Genomic DNA, 21,198 nt, shown 5'->3' with positions numbered 1-21,198 from the left:
AATCCCAAAGCAAGCTTTGGGATTCTTTATTTTTAAAAACTTATTCAACAATAGCTAAAGCATTAATAAGATTATTCTCAATCCGGAAATAAAAATTCAGGACTACCGGACTGCCGTCAAAAGAACCGGAAATATTGATTTTTAAAATTGTCATATTATCCTTCACAGAAAAATCCATCACCTCAAACAAGGTTTTGTATTGCTCATTAGATTTTTCATTCCATTGTTTTATTTCATCTTTTCCAGTGTATATTTTTCCTTCGTCAAATACAGAGGCGTATTCAGAAAAACAATTAGCAAAAGAGATACTGTCAAAAAGTTCCTGTGCCTTTAAGAATTCCTGTAAAATGATAGGTAATTTCATATTGTTATTTTTAAATGATTAAACAGTAGGAATGGTGCCGCCGTCTATTACATATTCGGTTCCGGTTAAATATTGTGCCCGGGGAGAAACTAAAAAACCAACAAACTCTGCAATATCTTCCGGCTGGGCTGGTTTACCAATAGGAATTCCACCCAAAGCATCCATAACACTTTGTGTAGCTTCTTCTATTGAGCTCTTTGAGCTTTCAGCAATGCGTTCCATCATTCGGGTAGCAGATGAAGTCATGATCCAACCTGGGGAAACAGTCAGTATACGAACTCCTTTGGGTGAAACTTCTTTAGATAAACCTTTGCTGTAATTGATCAGTCCGGCTTTGGCAGCAGCATAAGGTAATGTAGAATCAAATAAAGGCAGTCTTCCCTGAATGGACGCAATGTGGATGATAACCCCCGATTTTCGTTCCAGCATTTGGGGTAAAAAACCTCTGTCTAAACGAACTGGTGCCAATAGATTGGTTTGAATTGTGTTTTCCCAATCTTCGTCACTTAAAACAGAGAAGCCACCACCGGGAGTTTCTGAACCGCCTAAAGTATTGATTAAAATATCAAGCTTTCCAAAAGTAGAAAGAACTTTCCTTACGAGATTTTCAGTGTCTTTTGCCGTGCTCAAATCTCCTGCAATAAAATGTAGCTGGTTATTCATGTCTTCAGGTTGATTTCTTGCAGTAATAATCACAGTGGCACCAGCGGTTAATAATCTTTCTGCAATAGCTTTTCCGGTTCCTTTCGTTCCTCCCGTTACCAAAGCAATTTTACCTGATAATTCGTTGTTGAAATTAAATGATTCTGGCATGATTTCTTTTTTGTACAAATTTCAGGAGTACGATAAGTTCTTACAAGTACGGGGTTACGAATCACATAGGGATAAATTAATCCCCTATTGTAATATCCTGTCATTGTGCTAAATTTGTTTTATGTATGAAAGAAAAATCCCACCCAACCTGAACTGCGGTCTTGATCTGATTGCAGAAGTATTGTATGGTAAATGGAAAATTCGTTTGCTGTGGTTTATTAATGAGGGGTATCAAAGACCCAGCGAGTTGCAGAGAAAGATTCCTGATGCTTCCCGCAGAGTACTGAATGTACAGTTGAAAGAACTTGAAGAACATGAGCTTGTTGCCAAGACAATTTATCCTGTTGTACCTCCAAAGGTGGAATACAGGCTTACAGAATTCGGACAAACATTGATTCCGGTCATTGCTGTATTAGGAAAATGGGGGGATGATCATGAAGAACGCTTAAGAACATTAATCCTGAAAAGGCAGGAAAGCGGTTCTTAAAACAACGTAAAACATTTTCGTTATTTTACAAAATCGAATATAATAATTTGATTAAATTTACTACTGTAAAAAAGTAATACCCAATGACTTTCGGAGAACAGATGTTATTTTTCTTCAGCGCAGTAGGAGCATTCAACGGACTTCTGCTGGGCATTTATCTGCTGTTTGTAAAAAAACTGAAATACCCTCCGGATTTTTTCCTCGGAATTCTTCTCTTCATGTTAAGCTCAAGAGTAGCGATCTCTGTATGCTTTTATTTTTACCCCGATTTACTCCGAATTATTGCACATCTAGGACTGTCTGCTCTATTTTTTACCGGACCGGCTTTGTATTACTATGTAAAATCCTCTTTTCAGCAGGATCAGTTTGATTGGAAGAACTGTCAGAGATGGTTCGGGATATTAACCCTTATCTTAGGAGTTGTTGGTTTATTATATCTGGTGTTTCCGATTACATGGGATAACTATTTTGCTACTTTTATCTATACCTTTTGGTCTGTATTTATATTTCTTACGGTTTATCATTATTATATTTTGCTTAAACAGAAACATAAAAGTCCGAATAACTTTGTACTTCCAATTCTGGTCAGCAATGTGATTATATTTTTGAGTTATCAGCTGATTTCGACAGGCTGGTTACAAATTTATTGCGCAGGAGGCAGCCTTGTGTTTTCGTTTGTGCTGTATGCCAACTTTTTGATTTTATTTAATAAAAAATATCAGCAGCTTCCCGCAAAAGAAACAGAGAAATACTCCAATAAAAAGATTTCCGGAGAACAGGTTGATAGTTTTGTATCGAAATTAGAACGATTAATGGATACAGAAGAGCTCTATAAAAATCCGAATTTAAAACTGAGTGATCTTGCTTCTAAAATGAATATGTCTTCTCACCAGCTTTCCCAGTTGCTGAATGATAACCTGGGGAAAAGTTTTGCTACCTGCATCAATGAATACAGAATCAATGAAGCTTGTGAAAAAATAGAAAACGGATCTTATCTGAAAATTGAAGAGATAGGTTATGAGGTGGGATTCAATTCGAAATCAACTTTCTTCTCAACATTCAAAAAAATAAAAAATACAACACCTCTTTTGTATAAACAGTCTCAAACCCTTACCGAGCCTAGGTTTCAGAGTTCAAATTTATAATTCAGTACTGCGGAATTTCAATTTCAAAACCGTATTGTTGCAGCAAGCCGATACTTTTGATTTCATAAAATTTAAAAGTTATGATCATCAAATTATGGTACTTGCTCTTCCTGTTTTTTCTGTTATTCTTTGGAAAAGCACAGCAGGGTGTTGTAAAAGCAAAAGTTCGGGACTCTCTGGCTGAAGCAAAATCATCCACAACGAATATATCAGAAGTTGTTATCCAGTCTGCTCCACGAAAAATGAAACTGAATGACGGCAATCTTATCCAGTCTGTTGCCGGAAACAAAGATTTTAAAACCTCCACTCATCTTCTTGATGTCCTGAGAAAGACTCCTGGTGTTACAGTAGACCAGGAAGACGGAATTTTTGTCGGAGGAAGAATTACACCTGCTATTCTGATTGATGGAAAACCTGTCGTCATGAGTAATCAGGAATTGCAGACTTATTTACGGTCTTTATCTCCCGATATGGTAGAATCTGTGGAGGTAAATACCAATCCGTCTTCGAAGTATGATGCAGAGTTCAAAGGAGTTATTGATATTAAACTGAAAAAGAATATCAATCTTGGGTGGAAATTAGGCTATATCGGGAATGTATACATCAATAAATTCAACTATCATGAAAATGCAGTAAACATTTCCTATCATACCGGAAAAGTGACCTACAGTGTACAGGCAGTTTACAATGAAGGAATTTCAACCTATCGTTATCATGCGTTACAGCATTTGGCAAATACAAATATCATGCGCACCCGTACTTATCAGGAAGATTTTGGAAAGGTTTACAATCTGCAGGCAGGTGTTGATTTCAGACTGAATGATAAAAACAGAGTAGGACTCAATCTGAGAGGAAACTTCCGGAACATTGACCGAATACGCAACGGATCACTATATACAACAGATCAAAGTGAAAACAAGGTAGTAGTAAATACTGTCAGTGAGAATCCGACAGATTACAGCCAGGACAACTATGGAATAGCAGCAGATTATTCTTTCCAGAACAAAGGATTTAAGCTCAGTTTTTTAGGAAACTATCTTTCGGTAAAAAATAAGCAGAATGATGATTTTATCAATAAAGATCAGGATAAAGCAAATATACTTTCTTATTGGAAATCTGATCTTTTTAATAAAATTAATATCAATACCGCCCAGATAGATGCTTCCCAAAAAATAAATAACATCGATATTGAAGCAGGCGTTAAATACAGCCATTCAGATACCAATAACAATATCAGATATGATACATTATCAACGGGAAATCAGTTTGTTTTTGATCCTACGCGAAGTAATATATTCTCCTATAAAGAAAAAATATGGGCTGGATATATTGCCTACAGACAAAAAATGGGAAACTTTCAAATCAATGCAGGATTAAGGTTTGAACATACAAACAGTATTTCCAATGCCGTTACTGTGGATTCTGTTGTTTCCAGAAACTATCTAAAATGGCTGCCATCTCTAAGTGCAGCGTACACCTTTAATGCTTCCAACGAGTTGTCTCTTTCTTACAGCAGAAGAATAACAAGACCCGTTTTCTCACAACTTAATCCGTTCCGGTTTTATTTCAGTCCGCTAAATTACTGGATTGGAAATCCTTATCTATTGCCTTCTTTTACCAGCCAGATCAAAGCAACCTACCGGCATAAAAACTGGATCACAAGTTTTACTGTTGGAAAAGAACATGATGTGATGACCCGTTATCCACTTTATAATCCGAAAACGAATGTGCTGGAATATTTGGGAACAAATCTTCCCTATAGAAATTTTGCTATTCTGGAAACAAGTTTTCCGGTCAGGATTACAAAATGGTGGAATATCATCAGCCAGATTGTGGGATATTATAATTATGAATTCAGGCCTTATCTGGATGAGGTCTTTGCATTGAATATCTATAATTATGAGCTGAGACTGAACCAGGTTTTTTCACTTCCGAAAGGATTTACAATGAATGTATTTGGCAGTTATGAATCCAAAACAGGTAACAGTCTTTACATCATTAAACCAAGATATACCATAGATGTATCAGTTCAGAAGTCATGGCTTGATAATAAACTGAACACTAAAATTGGTTTTAATAATCTCCTGGATTCATACGAACAGAAACTGGAATTCCGGCATAAACAGATTATGGATAACCGCCTTACCCACTGGTGGGATAGCAGCCGGTTCGTATTTTCGCTCAGTTACAGCATAGGAAGTACAAGATATCAGGTAAAAGAAACCCAGAAAACAGAAGAAGAAAACAGAACGAGATAAGAAAACCTGCTTGAGAAAGCAGGTTTTCGTTTTTTATTATGGACATTGGCATCTGTCACATGTCCAGATATAACATTTTCCTGTATCGTCCCATTCGCAACATCTTCTTGCTGTTGAAATTGGCGCTCCTCCCATTACGGATTTTTGTTGCTCTCTTCCTAATTTTTGTGCATTTTTCAGCACCGGATTGTTCTTGTTCATAACTTTGATTTTTGGTGTTAATAGTTAAGTTTTATGGTTTATAATTTCGCGAAAATTATATCACTAATATAGGAAATTAAATAATATAATTATCTATTTTTTTGTTCTTATGTAGATGGAAAATAGTAAGTTGTAGATGTTTTTGGGACGATTCACTGCAGTTGGCTGCACAGACAAGGAAATTTTGTTGAAGAGTGTTGATTTTAGAAATCAAATTTAATGCATAAAATAATGCAAAAGTTTTATAGGTAGCGCCCTTTACTTATATTTGTAGTATTGCATAAATCTTTATGAGACTAAACATTAAAAACGAAACGGGTAGGCTGAAGTCAGTAGTTCTAGGCCAGCCTAATTCATTGGGAGCCGTTCCCACACTAGAGGAAAGCTATGACGCAAAGTCATATTACTCAATCGAACATAATATTTATCCTAAAGAAGAGGATATTATCAATGAAATGAACGCTTTTGAAGCAGTTTTAAAAAAGTATGACGTTGAAGTACTTCGTCCAAGTATCATTAAAGACTATAACCAGGTTTTTTCAAGAGATGTAGCTTTTGTGATTGATGACAAGATGATCATTTCCAATGTGATTGCAGACAGAGCAGACGAGCAGGAAGCATACAAAAGCGTTTTTGAAAAAGTAGCATGGAGAAAAATTATCAATCTTCCGGAAACAGCACACATTGAAGGAGGGGATGTAATCGTATGGAATGACTTTATTTTCATCGGAACCTGCTTCAGCGAAGACTATCGAAACTATAAGACGGCAAGAACCAACGAGTATGCTATTGAAATCTTAAAAGAATATTTTCCAAAGAAAAGAATCATAGACCTGGAACTGAAGAAAAATGATAAAATTCCGTTTGAAGGTATCCTGCATTTGGATTGTACATTCAATCCAATAGGAGAAGACAAATGTATCATTTATAAAAACGGATTTGTGGATGAAAGCGACTACCGTTTAATCATCGATATTTTCGGAGAAGAAAACTGCTTCCACATCAATGATGAAGAAATGTTTGAAATGTTCCCGAATATTTTCTCTATTTCTCCCGATGTAGTAGTTTCAGACAAAGCTTTCACCAGAATGAATAACCATTTGAGAAACGAATGGGGAATGACGGTTGAAGAAATTCCTTACAGAGAAATATCCAAAATGGGTGGTTTGTTGAGATGTTCTACAATGCCGCTTGTGAGAGAATAATTGAGGGGAGGAGTTTAACCTTTCAATCTTTAATTTTTAAATCAAAAAAATGCAAACAACAGATACAGTATTAATGATAGAACCGATTGCATTCGGTTACAACGCTGAGACAGCGAAAAATAATTATTTTCAGGTAGAACAGACAGGTTCTGATATCCAGTCAAAAGCTTTGGCTGAGTTCAGTACTTTTGTTGGAAAGCTGAGAGGAAAGGGAATTAATGTAATCACCATAAAAGATACTCTGGATCCACATACTCCGGATTCTATTTTCCCAAATAACTGGGTAAGTTTCCATAACGACGGGAAAGTGGTTTTATACCCAATGTTCGCATCCAACAGACGAGTGGAAAGAAGAGAAGATATTATTGAAACCATCGAAGCTCAAGGATTTGAAGTGGCTGAAATTGATGACTGGTCTTTCTCTGAAACTCAGGGACATTTCCTGGAAGGAACGGGAAGTATGATCTTTGACCACGATAATAAAATCGCTTACGGTTCAGTTTCTTTGAGGCTGGATGAAAAACTGTTCAGAGAATTCTGTACAAAATTCGGATTTACTCCCGTTGTTTTCCATTCATTCCAGACCGTAGGGACAGAAAGACTTCCTATCTATCACACCAATGTAATGATGTGTGTGGCAGATCAATTTGTCGTAATCTGTCTTGATTGTATTGATGATGAGCTGGAAAGAGAAAAAGTAATAGAAACCATTAAAGGTACAGGAAAAGAAATTATTGAAATTTCTGAAGAACAGATGCAGCAATTTGCAGGAAATATGCTTCAGGTTCAAAACAAAGATGGTGAGAAATTCCTGGTGATGAGCCAGACAGCATACCAGTCTTTATCTTCAGAACAGGTAGCTGCTATTGAAAAATACTGCGAAATTATTTATTCAGACCTGAATACCATTGAAGTAAATGGTGGCGGAAGCGCAAGATGTATGCTTGCTGAGGTTTTTCTTCCAAAAAAATAATATATTTACGAAAAAATTAATTGAACCCATTATCAAGTAAAGGTTTACATATTCTTCTGACTTTGGAAACAGAGTCAGAAGATTTGTTATTAGACAGCAAAGGTTTTCTGACGTTTACAGAAGAAATTCTGAAAACAAAAGATGTAGAAATTGTAGGAGTTACCAATCATATTTTTGAAAATGATAGTTTTACTTCCGCAGTGATCCTGAAAGAGTCTCACCTTTGTATCCATACGTGGCCGGAATTTAAACAGCTTACTTTTGATGTTTTTCTTTGTAATTATACACAGGACAATACCACAAAAGTAGAGCAAATTGCAGATGAAGTGGTTCAGTATTTTAAAGCTAATACCATTCAGAAACACAAAATTTACAGATAAAAAATGCATTATGTCTGCCCAGCATGCGAATCAAAAAATACATTAGATCTTACTTTTCCTATCGAGGAATATGTTTGTAAAACCTGCTCTCATCTCATTGATGTAGCTGGAAATAAGAATACCAAACATTTGAAGGTACCGACTGAAAACGTTGTGTTGGATGTCGGACAGAAAGGAAAAATTGAAGATGCAGAATATACCGTTGTAGCAATTGTTGTCAGGAAATACGGAAACAGTATTTTCTGGCGTGAATATTCTTTAAAAGACAGTAAGGGAAATGATGCTTTCCTGAGTGAAAGTGACGGACATTGGGTTTTTATACTCCCAATGCATCCTGACGATTTTAAAAGTAAAAGTTCGAAATTACCAACCTATGCCGGACGAACTTATCGCTGGTATGAAAATACTCCATGCACTATTCATGCTGCTGCTGGTTTTTTTGATGAACACCTTGATTTCAGCGTTGCTACCTACAAAGAATATGTCAACGGAACCCGTATGATCTCTCAGGAGAAGACGAGCAAGAAAAGCCAGTACTTCTATGGAGTTCACATTTCAAAACATGATGTTAAAAGAGCTTTTAAAATAGCTCACATGCCTTATTATACAGGAGTAGGAATCGTTCAGCCTTATTATTTTGATATCAAACAGGTGATCAACATCTTTTGTGTGGCTGCGTTAATGATATGCCTGATTCAGTTGTATGTTTATATCTCTAGAACTAATGAAACTGTTTTTGAACAGTCTATCAATTTTGCAGATGTAAAAGATAAAGAACTCGTAAGCAAAAGTTTTACTCTTTCCGGAGGCTCAGCACCATTGAAAGTAAATGCTTTTTCAGCAGTTGATAATTCATGGGCGAATGTTCAGCTAAGTCTTGTGAATGAAAAAACCAATGAAATTATTTATACCTCTAAAGATATCGAACAGTATCATGGTTATGAAGATGGTGAAAGCTGGTCGGAAGGAAATCAATCTGAAGAATTCAACCTTTGTGGAGTAAGTTCCGGGAATTATCATTTTCTTATATCAGCAGAAAAAGAAGGATCTCTATTACCTGAATTTTCTGGTCTTCAGTCACCAGATTCAAAAGTATTAATCTCAAGGGATAAATCCGGAATTCTGGATGTAACCGATATCTATAAAGCACAATCTAACACTTTCATAGACGGAAAGACTTTAGAAAAAGATACAACAGAATTGGGTAAACTGGTGAAAGCATCATTCGGAACTTCAAAAATAGATTCTCTGATCAATGCTGAAGCACCTAAGCTTACTACAGATCCTACATCAGGCAATACCTATGTACAGCTCAAAGCAACCTGGCTTCCCGTTTCATTCTGGAATTTCGGATTTATTTTATTCCTGATGATTGTACTATTTATTGCTTTATTGATAGGAAGACATTTCTTTAATGTGAATAAATGGAAAAATAGCTCAAACACCCCTTATTCCACATCATGATGAACACTATTTTACATTATATAAGACAAAACTGGATGCTCTGCCTGATCGGAGGATTTTTCATGACCTGGTTTGTATACCTTACCTACCGGGGAAATCAGGTCTGCGATTGTGCCAAAACGGAAACGTATCGTGACGGAACCACAAGAAGCCATTCCAGAGTAGGATTCTACAGATACTATCACAAATAAAATATAAAAACTATGGACAACATCAATTTCTTACCCATATTAAACTCGGTTCTTTATTCATTTTTAGGAATCGCAATTCTACTCGTATGCTATTTTATCATCGAAAAGCTTACCCCGGAGAAAACTTGGCATGAGATCGCTCAGAACAAAAATATAGCACTGGCTATTGTCTTCGGAGCATTTATTATCGGAATTTCAATGATTATAAGCGCGGCAATTCATGGATAAGAAGAGGATTCCTCTTGAGCTGCTTTTATTGTTTTCAGTATTCGTCATTGCTACATGTGGATTGATTTATGAGCTGGTGGCCGGAGCCCTGGCGAGCTATCTTTTAGGAGACTCTGTAAAGCAGTTTTCTTTCATTATCGGGGTATATCTCTTTTCAATGGGAGTAGGTTCCTATCTTGCAAAATTCATCAAAGGAAATCTTATTGATAAATTCATCGAGATTGAAATCCTTGTGGGAATCGTAGGCGGAATCAGCTCTGTGGTGCTGTTTATTCTATTTAATACTCTGGCACACTTTGAAAGCGTTCTATACCTTTTTGTCTTTTTCACAGGCTGCTTGGTTGGAGTGGAAATCCCTCTTTTGATGAACATTCTGAAAGACAGGGTACAGTTTAAAGATTTAGTTTCAAATGTCTTTGCATTCGATTATATCGGGGCTTTATTAGCATCGATTCTTTTTCCGTTGGTTTTGATTCCAAAACTGGGAATTGTAAAGACACCTTTGTTTTTTGGATTGATTAATATCTCTATTGCTATATTTTTATGCTATTATCTCACCAAGGAATTGTCAAAACCCTTGTCCTTAAAAGTAAAATCTATTGCAGCATTTGCATTTCTGTTGGGACTTTTCTTTTTCTCAGATACGATTTTATCATACTCTGAAGAAAAATTATACGGTGAAAATGTAGTCTATACCAAAAGCTCACCCTATCAAAGAATCGTTTTAACGAGAAATACTCACGAATTTCGTTTATATCTGAATAACAACTTACAGTTTTCATCCACCGATGAATACCGCTATCATGAAGCACTAGTACATCCTGCAATGTCTATGGCCAAAAACGTTGATAATGTCCTGATTTTGGGAGGTGGTGATGGTTTCGCAGCCAGAGAAGTACTGAAATACAAAGATGTTAAAAAAATAACCCTTGTAGATTTAGATGGTGAAATGACTCAGTTTTTTAAGACCAACGAAACCATGCGCAGGTTAAACCAAAACTCGTTTTCCAATCCGAAAGTAGAAATCATCAATAAAGACGCTTACATTTGGGTAAAAGACAGCAAAAAGAAATTTGATGTCATTATCATAGACTTTCCGGATCCGTCTAACTACAGCTTAGGAAAACTTTATTCCCTGCAGTTTTATAAGGAATTGGAGAAGTTAACAACGCTTGATACCAAAATTGTAGTTCAGACCACCTCTCCGTATTTTGCTCCGAAATCATTCTGGTGTATCGAAAAAACAATCAATCAGATTTTCCCTTTCACAGCAGCTTATCATACCTATGTTCCATCTTTTGGGGAATGGGGATTTTCGATGGCTTCATTTGAACCCATCAACAACAGAGTCTACAGAAAGCTTCCCGGCTTAAAATACTATGATTACAACTTTTCACAAATGGCATATTTTAATAAAGATATGAAAGTGAAAGATGTAGAAGTTAACCGTCTGGATAACCAGATATTAGTCCGTTATTTCGATGAAGAGTGGGGGAAAGTACAGTAGAAAGGATTTTCTTAAAACTATATTTTTAGGTAGCCTGATGCTTCCCTTTTTGCAGTATTGCGGAAAGAAAGTAAAATCATCGCTGCTTAAAATCACCGGGACAAACCATGTTCTCGGTCATAAACTGTGGGCTAAAGATTTTCCACAGTTTTCAGAAGTTATCCACACAAAATATCTTATCGTGGGTGGAGGAATATCCGGACTTTCAGCTTGTAGATTCTTCAGTCAGAATAATGAAAAAGATTATCTTCTCCTTGAAATGGAAAACCATTTGGGAGGAAATTCTTCCAACGGGCAAAATTCATTTTCAAAATTTCCGTTAGGAGCACATTATTTACCTTTACCCAATAAGGAAAACGTAGAAATTATAGACTTCCTGAAAGAATGCAAAATATTTTTAGGAACTGAAGATAACGGAGAACCCATTCTTGACGAATACCAAATGACTTTTCCACAGCAGGAAAGATTGTTTTATAAGAATTCATGGCAAAATGATATTGTGCCTCAAAGAGGTATTTCAGCAACAACCCAACAGGAACTTAACCGCTTTTTTAAGTTGATGGATGAGCTTCGTACAAAGAAAGATTCACAGGGAAAATACTGGTTTGCTATTCCGGTACATGATTCAAGCAGAGAAGATGAGGTTGTAAAGCTTGAAAAAATCATTTTTAAAGACTGGCTCAGAGAAAATAATTATCACTCCGAAGAACTTCTCTGGCTGTTGGATTATTCCTGTAGAGATGATTTCGGATTAGGAATAGATTACGTTTCAGCATGGGCGGGAATTCATTATTTTGCCGGAAGAAAAAACAACTGGAGCACGAAATACAAAGATCAGGTATTCACTTGGCCGGAAGGAAATGCAAGGCTGGCAAAACATTTTTCAAAATATACGGAGGGAAAACATATGCCTGAAAACTTAGTTTTTGATGTAAAAATCAATGATAAAGTTGAGGTATTGAGTTTTGATAATGCTCAAAAGAAAACGAAGAAGATCATTGCGGATAAAGTCCTGTTTGCTTCACCACAATTTGTGAATGAAAGGATTTTTAATCATAAAAAAGCTTCGTCATTTCATTATGTTCCGTGGCTTTTAACCACCATTACTCTGAAGAATGAATTTGGAGGAGATGAAGAACTCGCCTGGGATAATGTAATCTACGGCTCTTCCGGATTAGGCTACATCTTTGATCAACATCAGAATCTGAACCAGATTATAGGTGAAAAAGTAATTACTCATTATAAGAGTTTTTCAACAGCAGACTGTAAGAAAGCAAGGAAACAACTTTATGCCATGAAAGATGCTGAACTGAAAGGTTTAGTTTTAAATGATTTGAAGAAAGCACATACACTGATAGAAGATTTTATCCTGGAAATGCAGTTTCATAAAATAGGACACGCCATGATTGCTCCGGTTCCCAACCAGATTTTTGGGGAAGAAACCAAAGTAGCGAAAGAACCTGTAGAAGGGAAAATTTTCTTTGCCCATTCTGATCTTTCAGGAATATCTATTTTTGAAGAAGCCTTTTATCAGGGAATCCGGACTGCAGAACAAATGATATAAAATAATACAATGAAACAGCCGTGGATACATAATGCAAAAACAGACTGGTGGTTTATCTTATCACCACCTTTTGTTGTATTGTTGATTATTTTTCTTTTTCAGAAACAAATTCAAGGGTTAGAAAATCATTATTCCTTTTACACATGGCTTTTCCTGATCGTTTTTGTGGATGTGGCGCATGTATATTCTACCCTTTTCAAAACGTATTTCATAAAAGGAGAAATACAGAAAAATAAATGGCTTTATCTCGGAATTCCTGCAATAAGCTGGATTTTAGGGATTATCCTTTTTCAGTTTGGGAGCCTGACATTCTGGTCGGTCCTGGCATTGGTTGCTGTTTTCCATTTTATACGCCAGCAATATGGTTTTATGAGGATCTATGCCCGCTTTGAACCCAATAACTGGAGCAAAAAAATAGATGAGGTCGCTGTTTATTCTGCTACCATTTTTCCCATGTTGTACTGGTTTAAGACTCCACGTGCCTTTACATGGTTTGTCAACAATGAGTTTGACTGGCTTCAAAATCTTCCAAACTATCTTCCTCTGATTACGATTGCGTATTTTACAATTCTGCTCATTTGGATCATTAAAACTGTTTTCGAAGCTTTTAAAACAAGAAATATTAATATCCCGAAAATCGCATTGATCACCGGAACTTTTCTTTCCTGGTATTTTGGGATTGTCTATTTCAATAATGACCTTCTGTTTACTTTTCTGAATGTAGTTTCTCACGGAATTCCTTATATCGCATTGATTTATATCCGGGAAATACAGCAAAAGGAAAATAGGCACTTGAAAAGAATGCAGATTTTTAAATCTTTTTCAGGAATATTTTTATTTATAGGAGTTATTTTAGGTTTCGCCTTTTTGGAAGAATTTTTATGGGAAACTTTGGTATGGAACGAACATTTTTCCCTGAATATAATTATTTCAGAAAAATTGTTTCAGTTCCTCGTTCCTTTATTGGTGGTTCCGCAGCTTACTCATTATCTGCTTGATGGCTTTATTTGGAGAAAACCAAAAAAAGTTAGTTAACTTTGCGGTAATCTTTAAAATCTAATAATGAGACAATACTTTCTGTCATTAGCAATTTTTCTTGGAATGATTGTAGGGGCTCAGCAGAAAACGTTCTGTAATCCCATTAATATTGATTATGGTTATACGCCTTTCGAAGTTTTTTCAAAACAGGGAAAACACCGTGCTACGGCAGATCCGGTAATTGTTAATTTTAAGAATAAACTGTTTCTTTTTTCTACCAATCAGGAAGGATACTGGTACAGTGATGATATGCTGGACTGGAAGTTTGTGAAAAGGAAATTTTTAAGAGATAATAAATATACCCATGACCTTAATGCTCCGGCTGTCTGGGCGATGAAAGATACGCTGTACGTCTATGGCTCTACCTGGGAACAGGATTTTCCAATCTGGAAAAGTACAAATCCTACCAAAGATGACTGGAAAATTGCAGTGGATACTTTGAAAGTAGGAGCGTGGGATCCGGCATTCCATTATGATGAAGATAAAAATAAACTGTATCTGTACTGGGGCTCAAGTAACGAATGGCCATTGCTGGGAACAGAGGTGAAAGTGAAAAATCTTCAGTCTGAAGGTTTCGTAAAGCCTATTATTAAGCTAAAACCTGAAGATCATGGCTGGGAACGTTTTGGGGAATACAATGATAATGTTTTTCTTCAGCCTTTTGTAGAAGGGGCATGGATGACAAAACACAATGGGAAATATTATATGCAGTATGGTGCTCCGGCAACAGAATTCAGTGGATATTCTGATGGAGTATATGTGAGCAAAAGTCCTTTGGAAGGCTTCGAATATCAACAGCATAATCCATTTTCGTACAAACCGGGAGGTTTTGCCAGAGGAGCGGGCCACGGCGCTACGTTTGAAGACAATTATAAAAACTGGTGGCACATTTCGACCATCTTTATTTCAACCAAAAATAATTTTGAAAGAAGACTCGGAATCTGGCCTGCAGGTTTTGATAAAGATGATGTGATGTACTGTAACACGGCTTATGGAGATTATCCAACTTATCTTCCGCAGTATGCACAGGGGAAAGATTTTACAAAGGGTCTTTTTGCCGGATGGATGCTGTTAAATTATAATAAACCTGTTCAGGTTTCATCTACTTTAGGAGGTTATCAGCCCAATAATGCGGTAGATGAAGATATCAAAACGTATTGGAGTGCCAAAACCGGGAATTCAGGAGAATGGTTTCAGACGGATCTTGGTGAAGTTTCCACCATCAATGCCATTCAGATCAATTATGCGGATCAGGATGCTGAATTCATGGGGAAAACCTTAGGGAAAATGCATCAGTATAAAATTTACGGTTCCAATGATGGTAAGAAATGGAATGTGATTGTAGATAAAAGTAAAAATACAAAAGATGTTCCCCACGATTATGTTGAGCTTGAACAGCCGGCAAAAGCCCGTTTCCTGAAAATGGAAAACCTGAAAATGCCTACCGGAAAATTTGCATTAAGCGGTTTCAGAGTGTTTGGAAAAGGAGCTGGGAAACAGCCTGCTAAAGTAGAAGGGTTTGTGCCTTTAAGAGCTGATCCCAAAAAGTATGGTGAAAGAAGAAGTATCTGGATGAAATGGCAGCAGAACCCTGATGCAGACGGCTATGTAATCTATTTTGGTAAGACTCCGGATAAATTGTATGGAAGCATTATGGTGTACGGAAAAAATGAATATTTCTTTACAGGAGCAGACAGAACAGATGCATACTATTTCCAGATTGAAGCTTTCAATGCGAATGGCGTTTCAGAAAGAACAGCCGTTGCAAAATCTGAATAGATTGAATTAAAAAATAAATAAATAACACGTTTTGAAAATCAGAACGTGTTATTTTTTGTCTGTTTTCTTAAGAAATGTTTCAATTTTATTGATGAGAAATTCATCATGAGGATGTTTATCCCAATCCAGATGACCGCCATTGAATGGATAAGACTCATAGAGTACATGATATTTATTTAAAACTGAATCTAAGATTTTTCCTTGCGTAGAAGGAATAACGCGATCCGAATTTCCATAATAAGATAAAGTAGGAGGGGAGTTTTTATTTATCCATTTGACAGGGCTGGCAAAATCTATTCTTGAAACTCCAGTTTTCATTATACGAGGATCTACAAGCCTGCTTTCCACAAAAGAATATTCCTGATAGTTTTTGAAACCAGAATCAGAGAGGTCAGTAGGTCCCACAATATTAATAACGGCTTTTACTTTCTTATCAGTATCGAATTTATAAGCATACAACATAGATAAATGGGCTCCAGCACTATTACCAAGTAATATAAACTTAGGACTGTATTTAAGTTTCTTTTCTAAAAAAGCGGAAACATCTTTAATGTCATTTATTTGATTGGGTAATCCATACTGGGTTTCTGAAGCGAGTCTGTAATTCATATTGACAAAAATATAATCAGGAAATCTTTGCATCATAGAAAGAGTGAAAAAAGTGAGCTGTGTCTTATCCCCAGCACGCCAGCCACCACCATGAATAATGATGAAAACTTCCTTTCCCTTTCCTGACTTTGTATTTGGAATATAAAGATCCATTATTTGGTCAGAATTTTTCCCATAGTGAATATTTTCCTCTTTATCAAAGCTGACACCTTTACCTAGCTTTATCTTTTTTTCTTTACAGCTTGTCCATAGAAAGAGCAGGCTCAGGCAAATTAAAATAATATTTATATCCTTTTTCATAGCTATTAAATATAAAAAATCCGCTGAAAAGAATCAGCGGATACCGTAAGAATAATTGAATATGAAGAAAGATAATCTTTATCTTGTTCTGCTTTTAATAGCATCTGAAGCGCCTTCGATGTCTCTTACCTTTTTCACTTTCTGGTTCCCGAAATTGTAGGTAAGGCTTACCGTAAAACTTCTGTTGTATCGGTTTTGGTGGATGTAATTGTAATTTCCGTTATCCTGAAAATCTTCAATTTTAACGATGTTGGTATTCAGAACATCATTTACATTCACTGCAAAGGTCCAGTCGTTCCACATTTTCTTCAAGCTGAGGTCTAAACTCATTAAACCTTTCAGTAATCCAAGCTCGATCTGCTGTTTGTCTACGAAGAAATAATTAACTCCAAAGAACCATGTTTTCTTTTTGTCAAGACGAATGGTGTTGTTGGTCTGAATCAAAAGACTGGTAGAATTCGTTTTGTTGGTGTAAGCGATATCTTTACCATCCTGGTTTCTGAATCGGTCTCCTGTAGTAGGATCAGTATCAAGACTTCCGTTGTTGATATTGTGCTGAACTCCGATGTTGAAATTGGTGGTCCAGTATTGTTTAAAAAATGACTTCTGAATACCTACCATGGCAGACATTTCCTGCTTATCTCCAAAATTGGTTCTGATGTATCTCAATACAGGATTAGTCCCCACCGTACCATCCGGTGATACAGGATATCCCTGCAGCGGAACCTGAGTGATAGCATCTTTAATATAGGAATGGTTTAAAATCAGGAAATATGAATTTTTAAACATATATGTAAGTTCCTGGTTATAAGTAGAGGAAGCTTTTACAAATGGGTTGTTCTGTGTATAGTTATCATCCGTCAGGATATTTCTTACAGGATTGATTTCCCAGAAACTAGGTCTTCTCATTCTGCTTGAAAAAGAGTACGAAATATTGTTTTTATCGTTGATAGCGTAATTGAAACTTAAATAAGGAAGTAAGTTATTGTAATTTCTTTCAATCCTTTTAAGTTCGTCTGTAGGAGCATTATCAGAAGTTCCGAGACTGTTTGTAATTTCATATCTCGCCCCGATTTTTCCGGAAATTTTATCCGAGAATTTCTTTTCTACAGTAAGGTATGCTCCGTAAATATTTTCATCATAAATAAAGTGATTTGGTCTTGGATCCGGATCTTTTGCGGGATCAAAAGAATACGTTATGTTTTTAGAATCGTTGTCTGTTTTGGTTTTGTTGTAATTTCCTCCTATAGAGATCGTCAGGTCATTTTTAAATTTCTGAATATAATCTACCATTCCGGAGAAGTTATTAATGATCTGAGGGAGATCCTGGAATACTTGTGTTGTCATATTTCCAGTTCCCATATTCACATCAGACATATACGTTCTGTTGTCTGTAAACTGGAATCTTTTATAATTAAGATAAGCTGCATTTACATTAAGCTTACTTCCAAGAGAATCCGTTTTTAACTCATAATTTAAGTTCAGTGAATTGTTATAAGATCTTGCATCTTCTTTGTTTTTAGACCATGTATATTTTGTGCCGTCTTCTGTCTTGATTGTATTGAAAAGATTGACTGTTGAATTATAGCTTTTATTTGCCCATGTGTTCCAGGATAAAGCAAGATTGCTTTTTTCATTCAGCTGATAATCAATATTCAGATAGCCACCTAGATTTTTATTAGGATCATCAATATCTCCTGTGGATTGATTAGAAGTTTTAGCAGTACCATTTCTTAATGTGTAGGTTTGTGCTTCAATATTTTCTCCACCGCTAAGGTTGGCGCTCACTCCCAGCTTACCTTTTCTGTAATTGGCAGAGAAGCTGGCCTGGCTTCCGTTATATTTATTGGTGGTATTAGACATTCTCATGTTTCCACTAAGCCCATCGCTCATTTTTTTCTTAAGAACGATGTTGATGATCCCGTCGGATGATTCTACCTGAAATTCACTTCCGGGAACGGTAATCACTTCAATTTTCTGAATATTTTCTGCCGGAGTATTTTTCAGAAATTGAGCCAGAGACTCAGAATCCATGTTCGTTTTTCTTCCGTTGATATAGATCAGGGCATTATTTTTTCCAGCGATTTTCAATGTTTTATCATCTGTTGAAGATAATAACGGAGTCTGCTTTAGCAGATCAAACGTGGTATTTCCTTTGGCTACGGGGGAAGCTGCTACATCATATACAAAACGGTCACTTTGTTTTTTGAAAACCTGTTTTGTAATGGTAATTCCTTCTATATTTTTTGTTTTTGCCGTGTCAGCTTTCTTTTCCTGAGCAAATGCGCATGTACCGAATACGATGGCCATTGACAAAATTATACGTTTCATGTTGTTTTTATTTAAGAGTGGATGTAGTGATATAAGTTTTATAGTTTAGGTTCTTGATTTTACAGCATCATTCGCTGATTTCATTTCCCTTGCTTTTTTCAGTTTCTGATTTCCAAAATTGTAAGTAACACCGATACTCATCAGCCTTGGATAATTGAAATTGGTGATATTATTATAGGTTCCGTTGGGCTGTACTCCTTTAATTCTGTAGAAACTTTGATTAAATAGGTCGCTTACTTCCGCTACAATCGTCCAATCACCAATAATTTTCTTCACATTAAAATCAAAACTCTGTCTTGCTCCTATCATTCCTCCTTCCATGGCTGTCTGGCTTCCAAAGAAGTAGTTAACTCCTAAGAACCAGTCTTTTTTAGATGAAAGCCTGATTACGTTATTCAAGGTTAGAGACATATTATAGTTTTTCACATCAATGATATAAGGTTCTACTTGTTCAGTTTCTCCCGGAACCGGCATAGAAGTTGGGTCTTCCCATACACCGCCTGTAAATGTTACATATCCTAAGTTCACAGAATAATTGGTTGTCCAGATATCTTTGAACCATGACTTGTTCATACCAAGCGTTAAGGCAAGCTCTCTGTTTTTTCCGTAATTGGTTCTGATATATCTTAGAAATCTTACTTTTTCCGTGATTGCATTGCCGCTACCATCATTGATAATATTACCATTTGCATCTCTTTTAGGACGTGTTACCGTTCCCTGTAACGGAAGCAGATCAGAAGCCGCAGCATCTTCTACCATGTTAAAACTAAGATTCGCGTAATAGGCATTTTTATACATATAGTTCAGCTCCTGATTATAAAATTTAGCAGCCAGTATAAAAGGATTGTTCTGCGTATAATTGGTAGGAGTGAAGTAAGTTCTGGAAGGGTTCAGTTCCCAGAATCTTGGTCTTCTGATTCTGCTGGAAAAAGTGTAACTCAAATTATGATCTGAATTGATGGCATAATTTAAATTCAGATAAGGTAAAAGGTTATTATAGTTTCTTTCAAATCCTGTTTTGTCTACAATATCTCCCGTACTTCTTGTCATTTCATAACGAGCTCCTATTTTCCCGGATAACTTTTCAGTCAGTTTTCTTTCATAATTCAGATAAATTCCCAAAATATTTTCTTTATAAATGAAGTGATTAGTCTGGTTAGGATCTATTACAAACTCTCCGTTTTTCAGTTTATCCTGCTTGGTATCATTATCTGTATTGGTGTGATTATAGCTTACACCCATTAACCATGTTGATCCTTTAGCAGTCTTTTTCAGATAGTCGATATTGGCTGCATAGTTATTGATAATTTGGGGTACAGACTGATGTAATGCAGAATAGTTGTTATCAGGATTACTGTTCAGAGGAAAGCTTTCATTAAAACTTACTTTATTCCTGTTGAACCATAGATAAGACACATTCGATGTCAGTTTACTTCCCAGAGAATCGGTTTTCATTTCATAATTTAAATTGAAAGAATGATTTCTGGTTTGTGCATCCTCATTATTGACAGTTCTGTTGTTCAAAACTCCATCTTGCCAGTTAGTGATATCTAGCACAGAATTGAAACTTTTATTGTATCTCATGTTGTAAGAGAGTCCAAGACTGTGTTTCTTATTGATCTCATAATCAATGTTGAACCCTCCACCGTAGTTTTTATTGGGATCATCATTATATCCATAAGACTCATTTCTGAAGGTAGGGTCTCCGTTAGACAGTGTGTATCTTTGTCTGTCTGTCCAGCTTCCTGTTCTGAAATTAGAATTACCGGACCATTTTCCTTGTCTGAAATTAAAAGAAGCTCCTGCATTGGGATTGTTGTAATAACCTTGCTCATTCTGCATTTTCAACGTTCCGTTGTAGCCGTTATTTTTACTTTTTTTCATGACAATATTGATAACTCCTTCTTTAGATTCTACCTGGAATTCACTTCCCGGAACTGTAATGACCTCAATTTTCTGTATATCTTCTGATGGAGTAGATTTCAGCATTTCAATCAATGCCTCAGAATCCATATTGGTTTTCTTATTGTTGATGTAGATTATTGCATCGTTTTTTCCCAAAATCTTCAGCGTTTTTCCATCTATACTGGAAATCATCGGAGTTTGTTTCAAAAGATTGAAGGTGTTGGTTCCCTTAGCAATAGATGAAGATGCTACATCATAAACTAATCTGTCACCTTGTTTTTTGAAAACCTGCTTCTTGATATTCACTGCATCAATAGCATTTACTTTCATACTGTCTTTTTTCTGCTGGGCAGTTACAAGTCCACCGAAAAATAGTGCTGCGATAAGAATTTGAGTCTTCATGATTATTCTTTTTTAATTAATAGCTTGTATGGTTTGTTATTTTACATTGCAAAG

Annotated in this window: 19 protein-coding genes; 13 read left to right on the top strand and 6 right to left on the bottom strand. The window is 36.1% G+C overall.

All coding sequences use genetic code 11. The features are described from left to right. Nucleotides 1-40: 40 nt before the first annotated feature. Both CQ046_RS10030 and CQ046_RS10025 read right to left on the bottom strand, forming a co-directional pair. Nucleotides 41-364, bottom strand: a complete 324-nt coding sequence (locus CQ046_RS10030) for a hypothetical protein (protein ID WP_105702130.1) — start codon at nt 362-364, stop codon at nt 41-43. Between the two features lie 18 nt (nt 365-382). Then, nucleotides 383-1,177 carry an SDR family oxidoreductase gene (locus CQ046_RS10025; protein WP_105702129.1) on the bottom strand — a complete coding sequence of 265 codons (795 nt, stop codon included), beginning with the start codon at nt 1,175-1,177 and terminating at the stop codon, nt 383-385. A gap of 121 nt (nt 1,178-1,298) precedes the next feature. Here CQ046_RS10025 and CQ046_RS10020 point away from each other — a divergent pair, with 121 nt between their 5' ends. The 3 genes from CQ046_RS10020 to CQ046_RS10010 all read left to right on the top strand — a co-directional run bounded on the left by CQ046_RS10020 (nt 1,299) and on the right by CQ046_RS10010 (nt 5,067). Then, nucleotides 1,299-1,664, top strand: coding sequence for a winged helix-turn-helix transcriptional regulator (locus CQ046_RS10020; protein WP_105702128.1), 366 nt, complete (start codon nt 1,299-1,301; stop codon nt 1,662-1,664). Nucleotides 1,665-1,747: 83 nt separating this feature from the next. After that, nucleotides 1,748-2,809, top strand: coding sequence for a helix-turn-helix domain-containing protein (locus tag CQ046_RS10015; protein ID WP_105702127.1), 1,062 nt, complete (start codon nt 1,748-1,750; stop codon nt 2,807-2,809). 80 nt (nt 2,810-2,889) lie between these two features. Next, nucleotides 2,890-5,067 (top strand): TonB-dependent receptor domain-containing protein, encoded by a 2,178-nt coding sequence (locus tag CQ046_RS10010; protein WP_105702126.1) that lies wholly within the window; start codon nt 2,890-2,892, stop codon nt 5,065-5,067. Between the two features lie 36 nt (nt 5,068-5,103). Here CQ046_RS10010 and CQ046_RS23550 read toward each other — a convergent pair whose 3' ends face one another. Further along, nucleotides 5,104-5,268 (bottom strand): hypothetical protein, encoded by a 165-nt coding sequence (locus tag CQ046_RS23550; RefSeq protein WP_165790500.1) that lies wholly within the window; start codon nt 5,266-5,268, stop codon nt 5,104-5,106. Between the two features lie 290 nt (nt 5,269-5,558). Here CQ046_RS23550 and CQ046_RS10005 point away from each other — a divergent pair, with 290 nt between their 5' ends. Genes CQ046_RS10005 through CQ046_RS09960 form a run of 10 tightly spaced genes read left to right on the top strand, consistent with a single transcriptional unit; the run spans nt 5,559 to nt 15,597 of the window. Beyond that, nucleotides 5,559-6,473 carry a dimethylarginine dimethylaminohydrolase family protein gene (locus CQ046_RS10005; protein ID WP_105702125.1) on the top strand — a complete coding sequence of 305 codons (915 nt, stop codon included), beginning with the start codon at nt 5,559-5,561 and terminating at the stop codon, nt 6,471-6,473. Nucleotides 6,474-6,522: 49 nt separating this feature from the next. Next, nucleotides 6,523-7,446, top strand: coding sequence for a citrulline utilization hydrolase CtlX (ctlX, locus tag CQ046_RS10000; protein ID WP_105702124.1), 924 nt, complete (start codon nt 6,523-6,525; stop codon nt 7,444-7,446). Between the two features lie 20 nt (nt 7,447-7,466). After that, complete coding sequence (locus CQ046_RS09995; protein WP_047380623.1) at nt 7,467-7,826, top strand: S-adenosylmethionine decarboxylase family protein; 360 nt, start codon at nt 7,467-7,469, stop codon at nt 7,824-7,826. Nucleotides 7,827-7,829: 3 nt separating this feature from the next. Beyond that, complete coding sequence (locus tag CQ046_RS09990; RefSeq protein WP_105702123.1) at nt 7,830-9,290, top strand: DUF4178 domain-containing protein; 1,461 nt, start codon at nt 7,830-7,832, stop codon at nt 9,288-9,290. Then, the gene (locus CQ046_RS09985; RefSeq protein WP_164976703.1) at nt 9,287-9,481 is read left to right on the top strand and encodes a hypothetical protein; all 195 of its coding nucleotides are present in this window, start codon (nt 9,287-9,289) and stop codon (nt 9,479-9,481) included. The genes CQ046_RS09990 and CQ046_RS09985 overlap by 4 nt, the downstream gene beginning before the upstream one ends. 12 nt (nt 9,482-9,493) lie before the next feature. Further along, the gene (locus CQ046_RS09980) at nt 9,494-9,709 is read left to right on the top strand and encodes a DUF350 domain-containing protein (protein WP_045491052.1); all 216 of its coding nucleotides are present in this window, start codon (nt 9,494-9,496) and stop codon (nt 9,707-9,709) included. After that, the gene (locus CQ046_RS09975; RefSeq protein ID WP_105702122.1) at nt 9,702-11,216 is read left to right on the top strand and encodes a polyamine aminopropyltransferase; all 1,515 of its coding nucleotides are present in this window, start codon (nt 9,702-9,704) and stop codon (nt 11,214-11,216) included. Before CQ046_RS09980 ends, CQ046_RS09975 begins: the two co-directional genes overlap by 8 nt. A 37-nt stretch (nt 11,217-11,253) precedes the next feature. Continuing rightward, complete coding sequence (locus CQ046_RS09970) at nt 11,254-12,780, top strand: NAD(P)-binding protein (protein WP_228406924.1); 1,527 nt, start codon at nt 11,254-11,256, stop codon at nt 12,778-12,780. A gap of 9 nt (nt 12,781-12,789) precedes the next feature. Then, nucleotides 12,790-13,815 (top strand): hypothetical protein, encoded by a 1,026-nt coding sequence (locus tag CQ046_RS09965; protein ID WP_105702120.1) that lies wholly within the window; start codon nt 12,790-12,792, stop codon nt 13,813-13,815. A 27-nt stretch (nt 13,816-13,842) separates the two neighbouring features. Beyond that, on the top strand, nt 13,843-15,597 hold the full coding sequence (locus tag CQ046_RS09960) for a discoidin domain-containing protein (protein ID WP_105702119.1): 1,755 nt from the start codon (nt 13,843-13,845) through the stop codon (nt 15,595-15,597). 48 nt (nt 15,598-15,645) lie between these two features. Here CQ046_RS09960 and CQ046_RS09955 read toward each other — a convergent pair whose 3' ends face one another. The 3 genes from CQ046_RS09955 to CQ046_RS09945 form a co-directional block, all read right to left on the bottom strand. Next, nucleotides 15,646-16,506 carry an alpha/beta hydrolase gene (locus CQ046_RS09955; protein ID WP_105702118.1) on the bottom strand — a complete coding sequence of 287 codons (861 nt, stop codon included), beginning with the start codon at nt 16,504-16,506 and terminating at the stop codon, nt 15,646-15,648. Nucleotides 16,507-16,584: 78 nt separating this feature from the next. Beyond that, nucleotides 16,585-18,837 (bottom strand): TonB-dependent receptor domain-containing protein, encoded by a 2,253-nt coding sequence (locus CQ046_RS09950; protein WP_105702117.1) that lies wholly within the window; start codon nt 18,835-18,837, stop codon nt 16,585-16,587. A 45-nt stretch (nt 18,838-18,882) separates the two neighbouring features. Then, on the bottom strand, nt 18,883-21,144 hold the full coding sequence (locus tag CQ046_RS09945; RefSeq protein ID WP_105702116.1) for an outer membrane beta-barrel family protein: 2,262 nt from the start codon (nt 21,142-21,144) through the stop codon (nt 18,883-18,885). Nucleotides 21,145-21,198: the final 54 nt, after the last annotated feature.

The sequence above is a fragment of the Chryseobacterium sp. MYb7 genome (assembly GCF_002979455.1).
Lineage (GTDB): Bacteria > Bacteroidota > Bacteroidia > Flavobacteriales > Weeksellaceae > Chryseobacterium.
The sequence above is the reverse complement of the archived record's forward strand: the minus strand, read 5'-3'. Positions and strand labels throughout refer to the sequence as shown.

Coding starts and splice junctions, on each gene's coding strand:
- CQ046_RS10030 (WP_105702130.1), bottom strand. CDS start 364: ATGAAATTACCTATCATTTTACAGGAATTCTTAAAGGCACAGGAACTT.
- CQ046_RS10025 (WP_105702129.1), bottom strand. CDS start 1,177: ATGCCAGAATCATTTAATTTCAACAACGAATTATCAGGTAAAATTGCT.
- CQ046_RS10020 (WP_105702128.1), top strand. CDS start 1,299: ATGTATGAAAGAAAAATCCCACCCAACCTGAACTGCGGTCTTGATCTG.
- CQ046_RS10015 (WP_105702127.1), top strand. CDS start 1,748: ATGACTTTCGGAGAACAGATGTTATTTTTCTTCAGCGCAGTAGGAGCA.
- CQ046_RS10010 (WP_105702126.1), top strand. CDS start 2,890: ATGATCATCAAATTATGGTACTTGCTCTTCCTGTTTTTTCTGTTATTC.
- CQ046_RS23550 (WP_165790500.1), bottom strand. CDS start 5,268: ATGAACAAGAACAATCCGGTGCTGAAAAATGCACAAAAATTAGGAAGA.
- CQ046_RS10005 (WP_105702125.1), top strand. CDS start 5,559: ATGAGACTAAACATTAAAAACGAAACGGGTAGGCTGAAGTCAGTAGTT.
- ctlX (WP_105702124.1), top strand. CDS start 6,523: ATGCAAACAACAGATACAGTATTAATGATAGAACCGATTGCATTCGGT.
- CQ046_RS09990 (WP_105702123.1), top strand. CDS start 7,830: ATGCATTATGTCTGCCCAGCATGCGAATCAAAAAATACATTAGATCTT.
- CQ046_RS09985 (WP_164976703.1), top strand. CDS start 9,287: ATGATGAACACTATTTTACATTATATAAGACAAAACTGGATGCTCTGC.
- CQ046_RS09980 (WP_045491052.1), top strand. CDS start 9,494: ATGGACAACATCAATTTCTTACCCATATTAAACTCGGTTCTTTATTCA.
- CQ046_RS09975 (WP_105702122.1), top strand. CDS start 9,702: ATGGATAAGAAGAGGATTCCTCTTGAGCTGCTTTTATTGTTTTCAGTA.
- CQ046_RS09970 (WP_228406924.1), top strand. CDS start 11,254: ATGCTTCCCTTTTTGCAGTATTGCGGAAAGAAAGTAAAATCATCGCTG.
- CQ046_RS09965 (WP_105702120.1), top strand. CDS start 12,790: ATGAAACAGCCGTGGATACATAATGCAAAAACAGACTGGTGGTTTATC.
- CQ046_RS09960 (WP_105702119.1), top strand. CDS start 13,843: ATGAGACAATACTTTCTGTCATTAGCAATTTTTCTTGGAATGATTGTA.
- CQ046_RS09955 (WP_105702118.1), bottom strand. CDS start 16,506: ATGAAAAAGGATATAAATATTATTTTAATTTGCCTGAGCCTGCTCTTT.
- CQ046_RS09950 (WP_105702117.1), bottom strand. CDS start 18,837: ATGAAACGTATAATTTTGTCAATGGCCATCGTATTCGGTACATGCGCA.
- CQ046_RS09945 (WP_105702116.1), bottom strand. CDS start 21,144: ATGAAGACTCAAATTCTTATCGCAGCACTATTTTTCGGTGGACTTGTA.